The sequence below is a fragment of the Variovorax sp. 05N34 genome, assembly GCF_056397405.1.
Map to the genome: position 1 here is coordinate 532,692 of NZ_JBFTNI010000001.1, position 17,157 is coordinate 549,848.

The 17,157-nt window shown below is 63.5% G+C and carries 18 protein-coding genes; 11 read left to right on the top strand and 7 right to left on the bottom strand.

What is annotated here, in order from left to right; all coding sequences use genetic code 11:
- Positions 1-4 precede the first annotated feature (4 nt).
- From AC1DMA_RS02630 to AC1DMA_RS02640, 3 genes are read left to right on the top strand one after another with little or no spacing between them, the layout of a single operon-like run.
- Entirely contained in the window at positions 5-589 is a 585-nt protein-coding gene (locus AC1DMA_RS02630; protein WP_478126439.1) for an RDD family protein, read from the top strand.
- Entirely contained in the window at positions 586-978 is a 393-nt protein-coding gene (locus tag AC1DMA_RS02635) for a diacylglycerol kinase (protein ID WP_478126440.1), read from the top strand. The genes AC1DMA_RS02630 and AC1DMA_RS02635 overlap by 4 nt, the downstream gene beginning before the upstream one ends.
- Positions 979-1,027: 49 nt before the next feature.
- The gene (locus AC1DMA_RS02640; protein ID WP_478126441.1) at positions 1,028-1,618 is read left to right on the top strand and encodes an LOG family protein; all 591 of its coding nucleotides are present in this window, start codon (positions 1,028-1,030) and stop codon (positions 1,616-1,618) included.
- A 129-nt stretch (positions 1,619-1,747) separates the two neighbouring features.
- On the opposite strand, the gene AC1DMA_RS02645 is transcribed toward AC1DMA_RS02640, so the two are convergent.
- A complete protein-coding gene (locus AC1DMA_RS02645) occupies positions 1,748-2,086 on the bottom strand; it encodes a P-II family nitrogen regulator (RefSeq protein ID WP_286565984.1) in 339 nt (112 codons plus the stop codon).
- Positions 2,083-3,777, bottom strand: coding sequence for an NAD+ synthase (locus AC1DMA_RS02650; RefSeq protein WP_478143131.1), 1,695 nt, complete (start codon positions 3,775-3,777; stop codon positions 2,083-2,085). The genes AC1DMA_RS02645 and AC1DMA_RS02650 overlap by 4 nt, the downstream gene beginning before the upstream one ends.
- A 108-nt stretch (positions 3,778-3,885) precedes the next feature.
- Here AC1DMA_RS02650 and AC1DMA_RS02655 point away from each other — a divergent pair, with 108 nt between their 5' ends.
- Complete coding sequence (locus AC1DMA_RS02655; protein ID WP_478126443.1) at positions 3,886-4,824, top strand: DMT family transporter; 939 nt, start codon at positions 3,886-3,888, stop codon at positions 4,822-4,824.
- Positions 4,825-4,834: 10 nt separating this feature from the next.
- On the top strand, positions 4,835-6,010 hold the full coding sequence (locus tag AC1DMA_RS02660; RefSeq protein ID WP_478143132.1) for a GNAT family N-acetyltransferase: 1,176 nt from the start codon (positions 4,835-4,837) through the stop codon (positions 6,008-6,010).
- A 65-nt stretch (positions 6,011-6,075) separates the two neighbouring features.
- On the opposite strand, the gene ppa is transcribed toward AC1DMA_RS02660, so the two are convergent.
- Positions 6,076-6,603, bottom strand: coding sequence for an inorganic diphosphatase (ppa, locus tag AC1DMA_RS02665; protein ID WP_478126445.1), 528 nt, complete (start codon positions 6,601-6,603; stop codon positions 6,076-6,078).
- A gap of 252 nt (positions 6,604-6,855) precedes the next feature.
- Here ppa and AC1DMA_RS02670 point away from each other — a divergent pair, with 252 nt between their 5' ends.
- Positions 6,856-9,375 (top strand): sodium-translocating pyrophosphatase, encoded by a 2,520-nt coding sequence (locus AC1DMA_RS02670; RefSeq protein ID WP_478143133.1) that lies wholly within the window; start codon positions 6,856-6,858, stop codon positions 9,373-9,375.
- A 10-nt stretch (positions 9,376-9,385) separates the two neighbouring features.
- On the opposite strand, the gene AC1DMA_RS02675 is transcribed toward AC1DMA_RS02670, so the two are convergent.
- The 4 genes from AC1DMA_RS02675 to AC1DMA_RS02690 all read right to left on the bottom strand — a co-directional run bounded on the left by AC1DMA_RS02675 (position 9,386) and on the right by AC1DMA_RS02690 (position 12,382).
- Positions 9,386-9,952 (bottom strand): hypothetical protein, encoded by a 567-nt coding sequence (locus AC1DMA_RS02675; protein ID WP_478126447.1) that lies wholly within the window; start codon positions 9,950-9,952, stop codon positions 9,386-9,388.
- Between the two features lie 208 nt (positions 9,953-10,160).
- Positions 10,161-10,403 (bottom strand): hypothetical protein, encoded by a 243-nt coding sequence (locus AC1DMA_RS02680; RefSeq protein WP_478126448.1) that lies wholly within the window; start codon positions 10,401-10,403, stop codon positions 10,161-10,163.
- A complete protein-coding gene (locus AC1DMA_RS02685; protein WP_478126449.1) occupies positions 10,396-10,740 on the bottom strand; it encodes a hypothetical protein in 345 nt (114 codons plus the stop codon). The genes AC1DMA_RS02680 and AC1DMA_RS02685 overlap by 8 nt, the downstream gene beginning before the upstream one ends.
- Positions 10,741-10,804: 64 nt before the next feature.
- Positions 10,805-12,382 (bottom strand): phospholipase D-like domain-containing protein, encoded by a 1,578-nt coding sequence (locus AC1DMA_RS02690; protein WP_478143134.1) that lies wholly within the window; start codon positions 12,380-12,382, stop codon positions 10,805-10,807.
- Between the two features lie 70 nt (positions 12,383-12,452).
- Between AC1DMA_RS02690 and AC1DMA_RS02695 the strand changes: the two genes are divergently transcribed.
- The 5 genes from AC1DMA_RS02695 (at position 12,453) to mobA (ending at position 17,131) form a co-directional block, all read left to right on the top strand.
- Positions 12,453-13,019: a peroxiredoxin gene (locus AC1DMA_RS02695; RefSeq protein WP_478126451.1), complete on the top strand. Its 567-nt coding sequence runs from the start codon at positions 12,453-12,455 to the stop codon at positions 13,017-13,019.
- Between the two features lie 47 nt (positions 13,020-13,066).
- On the top strand, positions 13,067-14,500 hold the full coding sequence (locus tag AC1DMA_RS02700) for an aldehyde dehydrogenase family protein (protein ID WP_478143135.1): 1,434 nt from the start codon (positions 13,067-13,069) through the stop codon (positions 14,498-14,500).
- Positions 14,501-14,524: 24 nt separating this feature from the next.
- Complete coding sequence (locus AC1DMA_RS02705; protein ID WP_478126453.1) at positions 14,525-15,286, top strand: SDR family oxidoreductase; 762 nt, start codon at positions 14,525-14,527, stop codon at positions 15,284-15,286.
- Positions 15,287-15,377: 91 nt separating this feature from the next.
- Positions 15,378-16,490 (top strand): GTP 3',8-cyclase MoaA, encoded by a 1,113-nt coding sequence (gene moaA, locus AC1DMA_RS02710; protein WP_478143136.1) that lies wholly within the window; start codon positions 15,378-15,380, stop codon positions 16,488-16,490.
- Positions 16,487-17,131, top strand: a complete 645-nt coding sequence (gene mobA / locus AC1DMA_RS02715; RefSeq protein ID WP_478143137.1) for a molybdenum cofactor guanylyltransferase MobA — start codon at positions 16,487-16,489, stop codon at positions 17,129-17,131. Before moaA ends, mobA begins: the two co-directional genes overlap by 4 nt.
- Positions 17,132-17,157 lie beyond the last annotated feature (26 nt).

Sequence of the window (17,157 nt, forward strand, 5' to 3'; positions counted from 1 at the left end):
GTCGATGTCTTCCACGTCCTCCGGCACCCCTGGCTCCGATCGTGCTGCCGCCGCTGGAGCGCCCGCACAGAGTCCGCCTGTCTCGCCCGCCTCGCCCGCTTTGCCAGCACCCGGTCTGTGGCGCCGCATGGCTTGCTGGCTCTATGAAGGCATGCTGCTGTTTGCGGTAGTGTTCGTTGCAGGCTGGCTTTTCAGCACCCTCGGGCAGATGCGCGACGGCATGGATTCCCGCCGGCATCTGCTGCAGGCCTTCCTGTTCGTGGTATTCGGCGTCTACTTCGTCTGGTTTTGGTCGAAGGGGCAGACCCTCGCCATGAAAACCTGGGGGATCCGGGTCGTTGACCGTTTCGGGCGACCCCTGACGCAAGGTCGCGCGCTGCTGCGATATTTGTTGAGCTGGATCTGGTTCTTGCCGCCGCTGGCCGCCATCTCCCCGTTCAAGCTCGGCGGCGGCGAAGCGTCGGTGCTGGTTTTTGGCTGGGTCCTGGTGTGGGCGCTGTTGGCCCGGTTTCAGCCAGAGCGACAGTTCTGGCATGACGCATGGGCTGGCACGCGCCTGATTCCGTCGAAGCCGCTCAGCCGCAGATGAGCACCACGGAAACGGCCAACCCGCAAAAAGCACGTCGGGGTTTGGTTCGCATCTGGCACGCAGCGCGGATTTCAGTCGACGGCTTCCGCGCCGGCTGGCAGGAGCCCTCATTCCGGCAGGAAATCTATTGCGCCATCGTCATGGTGCCGTCTGCGTTCTGGGTGGGCCAGCGCTGGATGGAGATCGCGCTGCTTCTTGCCGTACTGGCTCTCGTGGTGATCGTCGAACTGCTCAATACGGCCATCGAGGCCGCCATCGACCGAGTGGGTGCCGAGTGGCATCCACTTTCCAAGACGGCGAAGGACGTGGGCAGCGCCGCGGTGCTTGTGTCCATCCTCCTGTGCGCCGGCGTCTGGATCACCGCAGTTTGGCAGCGCCTGGCGGGTTGACGCATGGCCCCGGAGCCCGAACGTCACGCTGGCGCGGCATGATACGGAGATGACTCCTAGATTTTCGATATGCGTTTATTGCGGCTCCCGCCCAGGTGAGCAAGCCGAATTCACCGCCGCCGCCCAGACGGTCGGCCGCTGGATCGGCGAACAAGGCGGCCAGCTGGTCTACGGCGGCGGTCGAACGGGCCTGATGGGCACCGTCGCCGACGCCACCCGTGCGGCCGGCGGCCGTGTCGTCGGCATCATCCCCAAGGCCCTCGTCGACAGGGAACTCGCCAACCGCCAAAGCGACGAGCTTCACGTTGTAGACACCATGCACGAGCGCAAGGCCATGATGGGCGAGCGAGCCGACGCCTTCCTCGCCTTGCCCGGCGGCATCGGCACCTTCGAGGAACTGTTCGAGATCTGGACCTGGCGCCAACTCGGCTACCACGACAAGCCAGTCGGCATCCTCAACGTGGCCGGCTACTACGACGCCCTCCTCGCCTTCCTCGCCCACAGCGTCCGCGAAGGCTTCATGGGCGAATGGCAAATGGACCTCATCCGCTCCGCCACCGACGCGCCCGCCCTCCTGGAAGCACTCCGGCAAGAGCACACCCGCCACCCCAAGTCCGACAAATTAGCCCAGATCCTATAAGGACCGCGTCGCAACGAGTTCCTTCCAGAAACACCGCGGAACCGGCTTTGCCGGGCCGCCGGTGTTGCCCCCGGGCAGGGGGAAGGCGAAGCGACACGAAGTGCGCGCAGCCTGGGGGCGAGCCAGCCGTCAGACCGCAGCTTCGTCCTCTTCCCCCGTGCGGATGCGCACGACCCGCTCCACGTTCGTCACGAAGATCTTGCCGTCCCCGATCTTGCCGGTGCGCGCAGCGCTGACGATCGCATCGACACAGCGATCGACATCCGCCTCGTTGACCACCACCTCGACCTTCATCTTCGGCAGGAAGTCGACCACGTATTCAGCGCCACGGTACAGCTCGGTATGACCCTTCTGGCGGCCAAAGCCTTTCACTTCGGTCACGGTGAGGCCAGTGACGCCCACTTCGGCCAAGGCCTCGCGCACGTCATCGAGCTTGAACGGTTTGAGGATGGCAGTGATTTGCTTCATAGGGGCTTTCTTCCGGCGGTTTCGTTGAATTTGCTGGTAATAGGGTAGCGCCAATCTTTGCCGAAGCTGCGATGGGTGACCCGGATTCCCACGGGTGCCTGACGCCTTTTGTATTCATTGATCTTGATCAGGCGCGCCACTCTTTCGACCACGTCCCGGTCATAGCCCGCCGCGATGATCTCGTCGATCCCTTCGTCGTCTTCCATGTAGCGCGACAGGATGCCGTCGAGGACGTCGTAGGGCGGCAGACTGTCCTGATCGGTTTGGTCCGGCCGCAACTCGGCGCTCGGCGGGCGCGTGATGATGCGCTCGGGGATTGGCTCGTGGCCTGTGCCGTAGGGGTCATGCGCATTCCGCCAGCGTGCCAGCGCGAACACCGTTGTCTTCAGCAGATCCTTGATGACCGCGAAGCCCCCCGCCATGTCGCCGTAAAGCGTGCAGTAGCCCGTCGCCATTTCGCTCTTGTTGCCGGTGGTCAGCACGATAGAGCCGAACTTGTTCGACAGCGCCATCAGCAAGGTACCGCGGATGCGCGCCTGGAGGTTTTCTTCGGTGGTGTCTTCGCGCAGCCCCTCGAACTCATTGGCCAATGCACCGAGGTACGACTCGAAAGTGTGCTTGATCGAGATTTCGTCGTAGCGCACGCCCATGCGCCGAGCCATTTCACGCGCATCGATCCAACTGATGTCAGCGGTGTACGGCGAAGGCATCATCACGGCCCGCACCCTGTCCTTGCCGAGCGCATCGACCGCAACCGCGAGCACAAGCGCCGAGTCGATCCCGCCCGAAAGGCCGAGGATCGCGCCCGGAAAGCCGTTCTTTCCGATGTAGTCCCGCACGCCGAGTACGAGGGCGTCCCACAGTTGCGCTTCGGCTTCGCGCGGTGCCGAGGCGGCGGAGTCGTCGGGCATGAAGCGCATCCCTTGCGCACTGCGCTCCATTTGCGCGAGGACCAGTTGTTCCTTGAAACTTTCCGCTTGCAGCGCGCGCGTGCCTTCAGCCTGCAGCGCGAAGGAGCCCCCGTCAAAGACCACTTCGTCCTGGCCGCCGACGAGGTGCGCATATACCAGCGGCAGGCCTACCGCATGCGCGCGCTCGGCCATGCGCGTCAGGCGCTCGCCGCCCTTGCCGACGTGAAACGGCGACGCGTTGATGACCGCCAGCACTTCGGCACCCGCCTCCTTGGCCAGTCGCGCGGGAGTGTCGAACCACGCGTCTTCGCAAATCAGCAGGCCGACGGACACGCCGCCCGCCTGGAACACACAGACGCCTTCGCCGGGCGTGAAATACCGGCGCTCGTCAAAAACCTGGTAGTTGGGCAGTTCGCGCTTGGCGTAGGTCTCGAGGATGCGCCCTTCGCTGAGCACGCTGGCCGCGTTGTGCCGCAATTGCACGGCGACCGACTTGCTGCGCAGGCTGCCGCCCGTCGGATGGCCAACCACAACCACCATGCCATCGAGATCGGCGAGTTCGGCGGCCACCACCTTTACGGCATCGTCGCAGGCGGCAACGAAGGCGGGCCGCAGGAACAGGTCTTCCGCCGCATAGCCGCAGATCGAAAGCTCCGGTGTAAGCAGGAGGCGTGCCCCTTGCTGATAGGCGGATCGCGCGGCGTCGACGATCTTCCGCGCATTGCCGGTAAGGTCGCCGACCACGAAATTGAGCTGCGCGATGGCGAGTTTCAGAGTCATATGAGAGCAAGCAAAGGGCTGATCGATTATGTCATCCACATATCGGCGCCCACGCCTTGCAACCCTCGGGCCACGCGGCATCGCAGGGGCTGTTACCCTCATGAAGCGATGCGCACCGGCTCTTCAATTTCCGCCTTCTTCGATTCCGTCGTTCCGAGCCCGCAGGGCCAGGCCTATCTGCTCCTGGTCTTCACCACGCTGATCTGGGGCGCCAATGCCGTGGCTGCGCGGCTCGCCGTGGGTGAGGTCTCGCCGATGATGCTGACCTTCTCGCGCTGGATCGTCTGTTGTCTCGCCCTCGGTCTTACGTCGCGGCAACAGATCGCCATGCACTGGCGCTCCCTGCTGCCGTTCTGGCGGTCCATCGTGCTGATGGGTGCGCTCGGCTTCACGGGTTTCAACGCGCTGTTCTATGCGGCGGCCCATCACACAACGGCCATCAATATCGCGATCATTCAGGGCACCATTCCCGTGCTGGTGCTGGTCGGCAGCTTTTTGTTCTTCGGCACGCGCATCACTGGCCTGCAGATCGTGGGCGTTGTCATGACACTGGCCGGCATCGCGGTCGTCGCGTCTCGCGGTGAGTTTGCGTTGCTGGCGAGTCTTGCGTTCAATGTCGGAGACGTCTGGATGGTGATCGCGTGCCTCCTGTATGCGGGATATGCACTGGGTCTGCGCAGAAGACCCGCGGTGCCAGCGATCGTCTTCTTTGCTGCCACCGCCCTGGTCGCGTGCCTGGTCTCACTGCCGCTGGTGGCTGCGGAGGTCGCAATGGGCCAGTTCTTCATGCCCACGGGCAGGGGCATCGCACTGGTGATCTTCGTCGGCCTGCTGCCGTCTTTCATTTCGCAGATCACCTTCATTCACGCAGTGGGACTGATCGGGCCGGCGCGGGCCGGCGTTTTTCTCAATCTGGTTCCGATCTTCGGGCCGCTGCTGGCCGTGATGATCCTGGGCGAGCCCCTGTCGATCTACCACGCGGTAGCACTGGCCCTCGTGCTCGGCGGCATTTACGTGGCCGAGACGCTCGGGGCCCGCCGCAGTTGACGAGTTTGCAGTGACTGACCCTATCGTTCGCATCCATCGCTCGATCGCCGAGATCGACGCCGCCGCGTGGGACGGCTTGCTCGCCACGCAGGCCGCGCCCTCCCCCTTCATGCGCCATGCCTACCTGAACGCGCTCGACGCCAGCGGCAGCGCTTCGCCGAAGACAGGATGGGCGCCGCACTTCGTGGCGCTCTGGCGCGGCAAGCAGCTGTTGGCGGCATGCCCGCTCTATGTCAAGGACCATTCGTACGGGGAGTACGTCTTCGATTGGGCCTGGGCCAATGCGTACGAGCAGCACGGGCTGGCCTACTACCCCAAGGCGGTCGTCGCGGTGCCTTTCACGCCCGTGCCGGGTACCCGGCTGCTCGCGCGCGACGACATCAGCCGAGCGCTTTTGGCACGAGCCTTGGTCGCCTGGTGTGAGCAGACGGAAGTGTCTTCCCTGCATCTGCTTTTCGGCGCCGACGAAGATATCGCTGCGTGCGCCGACGCCGGACTCATGCTGCGGCACACGGTCCAGTTCCATTGGAACAACGCGCAATGGAGCGATTTCGACGCGTTCCTTGCGAGCCTGGCTCATGACAAGCGCAAGAAGATCCGCCAGGAGCGCCGCAAGGTCCATGAGGCAGGTGTGAGCTTTCGCTGGTCGCGTGGAACCGACATCGACAGCGCCGACTGGGATTTCTTCTATCGCTGCTATGCGCGCACTTACCGCGAGCACGGCAATCCGCCCTATCTGAATCGCGACTTCTTTCATCGCATGGCGGCGAGCATGCCGGAAGCCTGGCTGCTCTTCATCGCCGAGCGCGGCGGCAAGCCGATCGCGGCGAGCCTGATCGCATTGTCCGCCGGCGTCGGCAGAAGCAACGCATCGGAGCATCCGCTCATCGCCTACGGCCGCTACTGGGGCGCGCTCGAACGGGTCGACTGCCTGCACTTCGAGGCTTGCTACTACCAGCCGCTGCAGTGGTGCATCGAGCATGGCGTTCTGCGCTTCGAAGGCGGCGCGCAGGGCGAACACAAGATGGCGCGCGCGCTGATGCCGGTCAAGACCACGAGCGCGCATTGGCTGGCGCACCCGTCTTTCGCGGACGCGGTCGAGCGCTTTCTGGAACGCGAAGGCGCGGGCATCGAGAACTACATGGACCACCTCGAAGAGCGCAGCCCGTTCCGCCAACAAGAATGAAGGCATGAAAAAAGCGCCTTGCGACACGTGCCGCAAGGCGCCCTGAAAATGACCGACCGCGAAACTTACTTGTTGAAGTTCGCGATGCCGTCCATGATTTCCTTCTTGGCCGAGTCGATGCCTTCCCAGCCAAGCACCTTGACCCACTTGCCGGCTTCGAGATCCTTGTAGTGCTCGAAGAAGTGCGTGATGGCCTTCAGGCGCATCGGGTTCACGTCCTCCACCTTCTTCCAGTGGCTGTAGATCGGCAGCACCTTGTCGGTCGGAACGGCCAGCACCTTGCCGTCCACGCCTGCTTCGTCTTCCATCATGAGGATGCCGATGGGGCGGCACGGCACCACCACGCCAGGCACCAGCGCGTAAGGCGTGATGACCAGCACGTCCACCGGATCGCCGTCGCCCGACAGGGTTTGCGGCACATAACCATAGTTGGTCGGGTAGTGCATCGCCGTCGTCATGAACCGGTCGACGAAGATCGCGCCCGATTCCTTGTCGACTTCGTACTTGATCGGATCAGCGTTCATCGGGATTTCGATGATGACGTTGAAAGATTCGGGAGCGTCTTTTCCGGGGTGAACTTTGCCGAGGGACATGGTCTGTCTTTAGGAGTAGGAGGAGGTTAGCGAGATGCGGACAAACCCGAAGTTTACTTTCCATGTCACGGCACAGTCGCACACAAAGCCGCATTTGCCTGTAAATTGAACCCGTTGGCCAATCGGCCCCTGCCTTTGCGGCACCGGGGCTTCGAGGAAGCAACGCGGCGGAAGCACTGACCCGTACGCGTTGCGCACAGGTCGAGCTTTCGTCTCCACAAAGTTAAGTCGAACTAATGGAGAAGCAAAGGCATGACTGGCAACACCCCTCTCGTCCTCGCCATTGTCTGCGGCCTCGTGGCCGTGGCTTATGGGTTCTGGGCGCGCAGCTGGATTCTTTCGAAAGACGCGGGCAACGCCCGAATGCAGGAAATCGCAGCCGCGATCCAGACCGGCGCGGCCGCCTACCTCGCGAAGCAGTACCGCACCATCGCCATCGTAGGCGTGGTGCTTGCAATTCTGATCGCCATCTTTCTTGACTTGACCACGGCAGTGGGCTTCATCATCGGCGCGGTGCTTTCAGGCGCCTGCGGCTTCATCGGCATGAACGTCTCGGTGCGGGCCAACGTTCGCACGGCGCAGGCGGCCACCAAGGGCATCGGCCCGGCGCTCGACGTGGCGTTTCGCGGTGGGGCCATCACCGGCATGCTGGTCGTGGGGCTCGGCCTGCTGGGCGTGTCGGCCTTCTACTGGTACCTGGCGGGCAGCGCCACGATCACACCGGACAAGAGCCTCGCGAGCCTGCTCAATCCGTTGATCGGTTTCGCCTTCGGCTCTTCGCTGATCTCGATCTTCGCGCGCCTGGGCGGTGGCATCTTCACCAAGGGCGCCGACGTGGGCGCCGACCTGGTGGGCAAGGTCGAAGCGGGCATCCCTGAAGACGATCCGCGCAATCCGGCCGTGATCGCCGACAACGTGGGCGACAACGTCGGCGACTGCGCCGGCATGGCCGCCGACCTGTTCGAGACCTACGCCGTGACATTGATCGCGACCATGGTCCTGGGCGCGCTCATGGTGTCCGCGGCACCGGTCAACGCGGTGATGTATCCCCTGGCGCTCGGCGGCGTGTCGATCATCGCTTCGATTATCGGCTGCTTCTTCGTGAAAGCTTCTCCAGGCATGGTCAATGTCATGCCCGCGCTCTACAAGGGCTTGGCGGTAGCGGGCATCCTGTCGCTGATCGCGTTCTGGTTCGTGACGAGCTGGCTGATCCCCGACAACGCCATCGCTCCCACCGGCAGCCAGCTCAAGCTTTTCGGTGCCTGTTTTGTCGGGCTGGCGCTGACGGCTGCACTGGTGTGGATCACCGAGTTCTATACCGGCACGCAATATTCGCCGGTACGTCACATTGCGCAGGCTTCGACGACCGGCCACGGCACCAACATCATTGCTGGCCTTGGCGTTTCGATGCGTTCGACCGCTTGGCCGGTGATCTGCGTCTGTATCGCAATCTTGGCCGCCTACACGATGGCCGGCCTCTATGGCATCGCAGTGGCGGCAACGGCGATGCTGAGCATGGCCGGCATCGTCGTCGCGCTCGACGCCTATGGCCCCATCACCGACAACGCCGGCGGCATCGCCGAGATGGCCGAACTGCCAGCCAGTGTGCGCGACATCACCGACCCGCTCGACGCTGTCGGCAACACCACGAAGGCCGTGACCAAGGGTTATGCGATTGGCTCCGCAGGGCTTGCGGCGCTGGTGCTCTTTGCCGATTACACGCACAAGCTCGAAGGCTACGGCCTTGCGATCGACTTCAATCTGAGCGATCCGATGGTGATCGTTGGACTGTTCATCGGCGGCATGATCCCCTACCTTTTCGGCGCCATGGCAATGGAAGCCGTCGGCCGGGCGGCGGGTTCCGTCGTGGAGGAAGTGCGCCGCCAGTTCCGCGAGATCAAGGGCATCATGGAAGGCACCGCCAAGCCCGAATACGGTCGCGCGGTGAGCATGCTGACTGGTGCGGCCATCAAGGAAATGATGATCCCGTCACTGTTGCCGGTGGTCGTGCCGATTCTGGTCGGCCTGGTGCTCGGGCCGAAGGCGCTCGGTGGCTTGCTGATGGGCACCATCGTGACCGGTCTTTTCGTGGCGATCTCCATGTGCACGGGCGGCGGCGCGTGGGATAACGCGAAGAAGTACATCGAGGATGGCCACCACGGCGGCAAGGGCTCGGAGGCGCACAAGGCCGCCGTGACCGGCGACACCGTGGGCGACCCCTACAAGGACACTGCCGGCCCGGCCATCAATCCGCTGATCAAGATCATCAACATCGTGGCGCTCCTGATCGTCCCGCTGGTGGTCAAGTTTCATTCGGGTGAAGCGGGTGCAATGACCAAGCCGGCAGAAACGCCAGCACCGCTAACCGCACCTGCTACGCCCGCAGCCCCCCCCGCAGCCCCCGCCGCGGCTGCGCCGGTATCGGCCCCGGTGGCCGCGGACTCAGGCGCGTCGATCAAGACCGAAGGCGGCGTGGTGAAGTTCTACTTTGCCAGCAGCAGCGCCGAAGTACCGGCCGGCGCGAACGAAGCGCTGGCCGACATCGCGAAGAACGTACAGGCCGGTGGTCATGTGGTGGTGAGCGGCTTCCACGATGCCAGCGGAGACGCAGAGAAGAACGCCGAACTCGCCAAGCAACGCGCAATGGCGGTAGGCGCCGCGCTTCGGATGGCGGGCGTGCCTGACGACAAGGTCGAACTCGCCAAGCCCGCGCAAGCCCAGGGCGACGGCTCTGCGGGCGAAGCCCGCCGCGTCGAGGTGAAGGTTCAGTAGCGAGAAACGGTCAGTTCAGGCTGACCGAGCGCGTGGGCGAGGCGCCCTGCTCGCTTCGCAATGGCACGCCCTGGAGCGTGTCGAAGTCCGATGGCGCCTCGGGGACACGCATTTCGTCGAGCTCATGCAGCGAAGCGACCCAGCGTCCGGCCGCTGAGTCCGCCGGCTCGTCATTGGTGAAGATGCCGTCGCGGATGTAGAAAGTCTCGCCCTCGGGTCGCTCCACGTGAAGCTCGATCAGCCTCGCGATAGGAAAGGTATAGGTGACCAGCTTTTCCTTGGTCTTGCGGTCCTTGGCCCCGCAATTGAAAAAACCTTCGGCAGCGATCACGATGCAAGACCCGTCGACCGAGCTGTCGATGTCAACGCCGCATCGCCACACAGCCGTCGGCAAGCGCACGCGGACCTTGTCGATGACGAGGTCGCGTTGCTTGTTCAGGGCGTTCAGGGGTGGAACGAGCGAGCGCAATTGCCGCAGTCGCTCGGCGAAGTTGTCGTCCATCGAAAACTCGACGTGGTGCGTCGCACCGCCGGATCGTTTGACGACCTGCATGATCACGTGGCGTTGGCGGCTCACAGGGCACGTCCTTTCGCATTGAATCGAAGCGTGCTCAGGGCTTGAAGAGCTATCGAATTCATCGGAAACATGGAATCAACCATCAATTGGAACTTTGCTCTGATGCAAATAGTTGCGTCAGTTGTTTCCAACTGTAGTTCGAATTCTTCCGATTTGATAGGCGGTACGAAGTACTAATTCGGCGGCCGATCGCCCCCGAGAAGGGGGCTTAGCCGCCCCCGGAAGCCACGAGTTCGTCGAGTGCCTTGCAGGAAGGCGCGCAAACCGTCTGCGATTTGCCGAGCAATTGACGGGTGCGCATCTGCGAGCGCACGCGGTGCTTTCCGCACATGAAGCACGACATCGTCGCGCCGCTGAACGACGCCGAAGCGCGAAATGGGGATCCGGACGCCTTCGCCTTGTAGCGCAGGCCGTCCTCTAGAACGGTGGTCTTGACTTCAGTCTTACTCATGGGCGGCTTCCGGGCCACGCTTCATGGCGCGCTCTATAGCGCTCTTGGCGGCCAGTTCAGCGGATAGCGATACGTCCAGCGCGGTGCGGCACAGGCCCGCATGCTGGTAGTTGAGATTTTCGTACACCTCGGCGGCGGCCGGGTAGGCGTCGAGCAATTGGCCCAGTTGGGCACCTGGTTCTACATCGCGGAATTCATCCACGAGGTGCATGACGACGGACCGATATTGCTCGGCCCCGACGGGCTCGGAACTGTGCTCGATGCGCTCGAGGAGTTGGGCCAGCACGTGCGTTACAGCCAGGTCGGACTTGTTCGCAGGAGTATGTGTAGCGTTCATGCGAAGCATGTGGGGAGCCGGAGCCGAATTGCAAGGACGGGGTGCCGTGGTGACCATCCGGGGATTACAACAGCATTTCCGGAACGATCGGCCCGACCAGCACGTTGTAAAAACGTTGAAAAAAGCTGGCTTCAGGTTCGGAAGTCAGGATTATTTCTTTTTCACCGTCGGTGGTCAGCCATTGCAAGGCTCCCGTTTCCTTGTTCAGCCGGAGGCGATACGAATTCTGGAGCTTGCTGATGTTGATGACCCGCAGCATTTCGCGCGCGAGTTGCGGGCTTTCGGCCACGACACCCATTTCGGTGTTCTGCGTCGCCGATCGCGGGTCGAGGTTCATGGATCCGATGAAGATGCGCTGCTTGTCGATCGCGGCCGTCTTGGCGTGCAGCCGGCCGAGCGACTTGCCGAACATGCCGAAGCGTTCGCTGGCGATCGTTCGCTCGGGGCTCAGCTCGTAGAGGTCGGCGCCGCTGCGAAGGAGCCGCTCCCGATAGCGGGCATAGGCCGTGTGCACCAGCGGCTCGTCGTTGGCGGCGAGCGAATTGGTCAGCAGCGTCAGTTTGACCTTTCGCCGCGCGAGATCGTCGAAGGCGGCCATGCCCTTTTCCCCCGGCACCAGGTAGGGGGAAGTCAGGTTCACTTCGGTCTTCGCATCCATCATCAGCCCCCAGACCTTCATGGTCACGCTGGTGGCAAGCGCCTCGTCGGCATTCATGTAGGTGGGCTTCTTCGGCGGATCGGCAATCACATGGGCTTCGCCCCAGAGCAGCCCCATGCGGCCGCCGTCCAGTTCCTCCGTGATCGGGCCGTATCCCAGGACGTCCACCGGCGGAAGCTCCAGCCGGGGCGCAGGCGCGGACATGCCGATCCAATTGTCGAAATCTTCGGCCGTGGGCTTTTTCCCCCGAGTGGCGTGCACGATGTCTTCGATGGGCCAGACCTGCTCGGCGTTCCAGAAGGTGTCGAAGACTGCCTCGAGCTCCGGCACCACTTTCCCGACGACAACGGCGTCCATGTCAATGAAGTTCTGCGCCTGGCTGAGCACAAAATACTCATCGGCGATGTTGCGTCCGCCCACGACCGCCAACACGCCATCGGCAATGAAGAGCTTGTTGTGCATGCGGTGATTGAGACGCGGGATGTCCTGCGGCGAGGCGGCAAAACGCGAGATGAAGCCGTTGCGCCCGCAGCAGAACGGATTGAACAGCCGCACCTGGACGTTTGGCACCTGCGCGAGCTCCAGCAGCGGCTCCTGGCTCTTGGCGGTGTAGAGGTCGTCCACCAGCAGCCTCACCTTCACGCCGCGCGCCGCGGCTTCCCGCAAAGCCCGCATCAGCAATCGGCCGGTGCCGTCGTTTTCGAGCTGGTAATACTGCACCGCGAGCGCCTGCTGGGCCCGCTTGGCGAGCTGGATTCGGGCGTCGAGCGAATAGACGCCCAGCGGCATCAGGCGAAAACCGGAGTGCTCACCCGGCGGCGTCGAATCAGCCACGATCTTTGCGAGCCGGGTGGACTGATCGGGTGGCGCAGCGTACTCGTCCGCGCGTTCATGCATCTGCGGCAAAGACCCGCAAGCGGTCAGCATGGCAAGCAAGGCGCATGAAAAGGCGGCGTGCAGCCAGCGGGTCGTTCCGGAAGTCATCGTCTTTCCACCTCGGTTGTTTTGCGCCCTTGCGTCCTAGAATTCGTCGAACCTTCCGCAGGGTTACATCATGACGCTCACGATCTCTGCCCGTCCGGCTTTGCTTGGGATTGGCATTGCAATTGCCGCAGTTCTGGCACCGCCCGCTTTCGCGGCACTGGACATCGGCGATCCTGCTCCCAAGTTCACGGCCACGGCGGCTCTTGGCGGAAAAACATTCCAGTATTCGCTTGCCGAGCAACTCGCCAAAGGTCCGGTGGTGGTCTATTTCTTCCCCGCCGCTGATTCGAACGATTGCTCCATCGAGGCGCACGCCTTCGCCGAAGCGATCGACCAGTTCGCGGCCCTTGGCGCCACCGTGATCGGTGTGTCGGCCGACGACATCGAGACGCTGACCAGGTTCTCGGTGAAGTCATGCCAGAACCGCTTTCCGGTCGCGTCCGACTCAGCGAAGACAGTCATCCAGGGCTTCGATGCACTCATGCAAACGCGCCCGGATTTTGCCAACCGGCTGTCGTATGTGATCGCCCCCAATGGCAACGTCGCCTATTACTACCAGAACCTGAACCCCGACAAGCACGTGGAGCGGATGCTCAATGCCGTGCGCGCCCTGCCGAAGGCCACGGCTTCGCGCTGAAACCGCCGCCTCACGAAAGCAGCGGGAGGCCGCTAAGATTTCGCCCCATGCAACTCAACTACATCGGCAACGAAAGCGTTGCCTCATCGTCCGGCCGCACGCTGCCGGTGATCGACCCTTCCGACGGCCAGACCTTCGACGAACTGCAGCGCAGCAACGCCTCGGACATCGACAACGCGGTGCGCGCCGCGCGCCACTGTTTCGAGTCGACCTGGCACAAGGTGAGCGCCGCCGATCGCGGAAAGCTGCTCTACAAGCTCTCGCAAAAGATTGCCCAGCACACGGACGAGCTGGCGCTTCTCGAGCAACGCGATTGCGGCAAGCCGGTCAAGCAGGCTCGGGCCGACGCACTGGCGCTGGTGCGCTACTTCGAGTTCTATGCCGGCGCATGCGACAAGCTGCACGGCGAAACCATCCCCTACCAAGACGGCTACAGCGTGCTCACCTGGCGCGAGCCGCACGGTGTCACGGGCCACATCATTCCGTGGAACTACCCGATGCAAATCTTCGGGCGCAGCGTGGGTGGCGCGCTCGCTGCGGGCAACGTGTGCGTCGTCAAACCTTCGGAAGACGCTTGCCTGTCGCTGATCCGCGTGGCGCAACTCGCGGCCGAGGTGGGTTTCCCGCCGGGCGCCCTCAACATCGTGACGGGCTACGGCCACGAAGTCGGCGATTCGCTGGCGCGCCATCCAGGCATCGACCACATCAGCTTTACTGGCAGCCCCAGCGTCGGGACGATCATCCAGCAGGTCGCGGCGGAGCGCCATTGCCCGGTCACGCTCGAGCTTGGCGGCAAGAGCCCTCAGATCATCTTCGCGGATGCCGACCTGGGCGCTGTCATTCCGGTGGTGATCAACGCCATCGTGCAGAACGCGGGCCAGACTTGTTCGGCGGGCTCGCGCGTTCTCATCGAGCGCGAAATCTACGAGCCCCTGCTCGATCGGCTGGGCCACGCGTTCAATGCGCTGCGGGTGGGACCTGCGGCGATGGACCTCGACGTGGGCCCGCTGATTCGCCAATCGCAGCAGCAGCGCGTGTGGGACTTTCTGTCGGACGCGCATGTCGCGGGCATTCCCATGGTCGGCCAGGGCACGGTGGTCGAGGAAGCGCCCGAGAGCGGCTTCTACCAGGCGCCCACTCTCCTGCGCGACGTGCCGGTGGACCACCGTCTCGCGCAAGAGGAAGTCTTCGGCCCCGTGCTGGCCGCGATGTCGTTCCGCGACGAGGACGAAGCCGTGGCGCTCGCCAACGCGACGCGGTTTGGCCTGGTCGCGGGCGTCTGGACCGAAAACGGCGGGCGGCAGTTCCGGATGGCGAAGCGCCTGCAGAGCGGGCAGGTGTTCATCAACAACTACGGGGCCGGCGGCGGCGTCGAGTTGCCATTCGGCGGTGTCAAGTCATCGGGCTATGGCCGTGAAAAGGGTTTCGAAGCGCTCTACGGATTCACGACCCTCAAGACCGTCGCCATCAAGCACGGCTGAACAACAGCTACAGGAAACAACAAAATGCGCGTCAAGGACAAATCCATCATCGTCACCGGCGCCGGCGGCGGCATCGGCGAAGGCATCGCGAAGCGGCTGGCGGAAGAAGGCGCCCAGGTGATCGTCAACGACATCAATACGGCACTGGGCGAGCAGGTGGTCGAAGCCATCCTGCGTGCGGGCGGCCGCGCATCGTTTTTTGCTGGAGATGTCACCAAATCAGCCGACATGAAGGCGCTGGTGGGCGCTGCGGTCGAGCGCCATGGCAAGCTCGACGCCATGGTCAACAACGCCGGCTGGACGCACCGCAATCGTCCGGCACTCGAAGTGAGCGAAGACGAGTTCGACCGCTGCTATTCGGTCAACGTGAAGAGCATCTATCTTTCGACCATTCACGCGGTGCCCGCCTTTCGTGCCAATGGCGGTGGGTCGTTCATCAACATCGCCTCGACCGCAGGCGTGCGGCCCCGCCCCGGCCTCACCTGGTACAACGGATCGAAAGGTGCCGTGATCACCACGAGCAAGTCGCTGGCCGCCGAACTGGGCCCCGACAACATTCGCGTGAATTGCATCAACCCGGTGTTCAACCCCGACACCGGCCTCGCCGCCGAATTTGCCGGCGGGCCCGTCACGGAAGAACGCAAGGCGAAGTTCCGGGCGACCATTCCGCTGGGGCGTTTCTCGACAGCGCTCGACGTAGCCAATGCGGCGCTTTATCTGGCGAGCGACGAAGCTTCGTTCATCAGCGGGGTCTGCATCGAGGTCGACGGCGCTCGGTGCGTGTAACGCACAAGACCAAAGTTGTGGTCGGCTCGCGGCAGGGTCAAACGGCCCTGCAGCACCGATGCCGCGGGCGATGCGTTAAATTGCTCTTTCCATGAGCCAGCATGTCGTTCCCCTCTCCGAGATCGGCCGCGCACGCCGCGCCACGGCCGGGCTTCCGGTCGCGGCAACGGGCGTATTGCTCGATCGCCTGGCTCGCCCGCTGACCGACCTGCGAATCAGCGTCACCGATCGATGCAACTTCCGCTGCAGCTATTGCATGCCGAAGGAAATCTTCGACAAGAACTATCAATACCTGCCGCACAGTGCATTGCTGAGCTTCGAGGAGATCACGCGCCTGGCGCGCGTTTTTGCGACGCACGGCGTGCGCAAGATCCGCCTCACGGGCGGCGAACCGCTGCTGCGCAAGAACCTCGAAGTGCTTGTGGAGCAGCTGGCCGCCCTGCGCACGGCGGATGGCGAACCCTTGGACCTGACGCTGACGACCAATGGCTCCCTTCTCGCCCGCAAGGCCAAGGCGCTGAAGGCGGCTGGGCTTCACCGCGTGACGGTGAGCCTTGACGGATTGGATGACACCGTCTTTCGCGCCATGAACGACGTCGACTTTCCGGTGGCCGAGGTGCTCGCGGGCATTGAAGCTGCACAGGCTGCCGGGCTCGCGCCGATCAAGGTGAACATGGTGGTCAAGCGTGGCACCAATGAGCAGGAAATCCTGCCGATGGCACGGCATTTCCGCGGCACTGGCGTGGTGTTGCGCTTCATCGAATACATGGACGTCGGTGCGACCAACGGCTGGCGCATGGATGAAGTGCTTCCGTCCGCAGACGTGGTGCGGCGCATTTCAGAGGAATTCCCGCTCGTTCCGCTCGAAGCCAGCGCGCCCGGCGAAACCGCGCAGCGCTGGGCCTATGCGGATGGCGCCGGCGAGATCGGCGTGATCAGCAGCGTGACCCAGGCGTTTTGCCACGATTGCACCCGCGCGCGACTCTCCACCGAGGGCAAGCTCTTTCTCTGCCTCTTTGCCAATTCCGGCCACGATCTGCGTCCGATGCTGCGTGGCGGCGCGGACGACGCTCAGATCACATCCGCCATCGCCGACATCTGGCAGGGCCGGAGCGACCGGTATTCCGAGTTGCGCTCGCTGCGCGAACCGGACAACGATGCGGGCGCGCCGCGTCGTGTCGAAATGAGCTACATCGGCGGATGAGCGCGGTGGCCGGCATCCCCGTCCAGGACATCACAGGCCTCGTGCTGGCCGGCGGTCGCGGCTCGCGCATGGGCGGCGTCGACAAAGGCTTGCAGAACTTCAACGGCTCGCCACTTGCCGAGCATGCGGTCAAGCGCCTGGGCAGCCAGGTCGGGCAGGTCATGGTGAACGCCAATCGGAATCTCCCGGCTTATCGAGCCTTTGGCGTTCCGGTGTGGCCTGACGAACTTGCGGACTACGCGGGGCCGCTGGCGGGTTTTCTCACAGGGCTGGAGCACTGCGAGACGCCTTATCTTCTGACCGTGCCGTGCGACACGCCGCTGTTTCCGCTCGACCTCGCGCGCCGGCTATCCCAAGCCCTTGTCTCCGACGGCTCCGAAATCGCCATGGCGGCCGCGCCCGAGTCATTGGATGAGGCTGATGTCACGCGACCCCAACCCGTGTTTTGCCTCCTGAGCATCCAACTGCGCGAAAGCCTGGTGCGCTTCACGGAGGACGGGGGTCGCAAGATCCAGCGGTGGACTGCACAGCACCGGACAGTGATCGTGCCTTTCGAGGGGCCAGAAGACGCGCCGGGCGCATTCTTCAACGCCAATACGCTGGCCGAGTTGCACGCACTCGAATCCCAGCGACGTCCTTGACGGCCGGCCCGATCGTTCTCGTCATC

Excerpts from the sequence above, each read along its gene's own strand:
- AC1DMA_RS02705 (WP_478126453.1), top strand. The coding sequence starts at position 14,525 with ATGCGCGTCAAGGACAAATCCATCATCGTCACCGGCGCCGGCGGCGGC.
- AC1DMA_RS02655 (WP_478126443.1), top strand. The coding sequence starts at position 3,886 with ATGCGCACCGGCTCTTCAATTTCCGCCTTCTTCGATTCCGTCGTTCCG.
- AC1DMA_RS02640 (WP_478126441.1), top strand. The coding sequence starts at position 1,028 with ATGACTCCTAGATTTTCGATATGCGTTTATTGCGGCTCCCGCCCAGGT.
- AC1DMA_RS02630 (WP_478126439.1), top strand. The coding sequence starts at position 5 with ATGTCTTCCACGTCCTCCGGCACCCCTGGCTCCGATCGTGCTGCCGCC.
- ppa (WP_478126445.1), bottom strand. The coding sequence starts at position 6,603 with ATGTCCCTCGGCAAAGTTCACCCCGGAAAAGACGCTCCCGAATCTTTC.
- AC1DMA_RS02690 (WP_478143134.1), bottom strand. The coding sequence starts at position 12,382 with ATGACTTCCGGAACGACCCGCTGGCTGCACGCCGCCTTTTCATGCGCC.
- AC1DMA_RS02650 (WP_478143131.1), bottom strand. The coding sequence starts at position 3,777 with ATGACTCTGAAACTCGCCATCGCGCAGCTCAATTTCGTGGTCGGCGAC.
- AC1DMA_RS02670 (WP_478143133.1), top strand. The coding sequence starts at position 6,856 with ATGACTGGCAACACCCCTCTCGTCCTCGCCATTGTCTGCGGCCTCGTG.
- AC1DMA_RS02685 (WP_478126449.1), bottom strand. The coding sequence starts at position 10,740 with ATGAACGCTACACATACTCCTGCGAACAAGTCCGACCTGGCTGTAACG.
- AC1DMA_RS02695 (WP_478126451.1), top strand. The coding sequence starts at position 12,453 with ATGACGCTCACGATCTCTGCCCGTCCGGCTTTGCTTGGGATTGGCATT.
- AC1DMA_RS02700 (WP_478143135.1), top strand. The coding sequence starts at position 13,067 with ATGCAACTCAACTACATCGGCAACGAAAGCGTTGCCTCATCGTCCGGC.
- mobA (WP_478143137.1), top strand. The coding sequence starts at position 16,487 with ATGAGCGCGGTGGCCGGCATCCCCGTCCAGGACATCACAGGCCTCGTG.
- AC1DMA_RS02680 (WP_478126448.1), bottom strand. The coding sequence starts at position 10,403 with ATGAGTAAGACTGAAGTCAAGACCACCGTTCTAGAGGACGGCCTGCGC.
- AC1DMA_RS02645 (WP_286565984.1), bottom strand. The coding sequence starts at position 2,086 with ATGAAGCAAATCACTGCCATCCTCAAACCGTTCAAGCTCGATGACGTG.
- moaA (WP_478143136.1), top strand. The coding sequence starts at position 15,378 with ATGAGCCAGCATGTCGTTCCCCTCTCCGAGATCGGCCGCGCACGCCGC.
- AC1DMA_RS02635 (WP_478126440.1), top strand. The coding sequence starts at position 586 with ATGAGCACCACGGAAACGGCCAACCCGCAAAAAGCACGTCGGGGTTTG.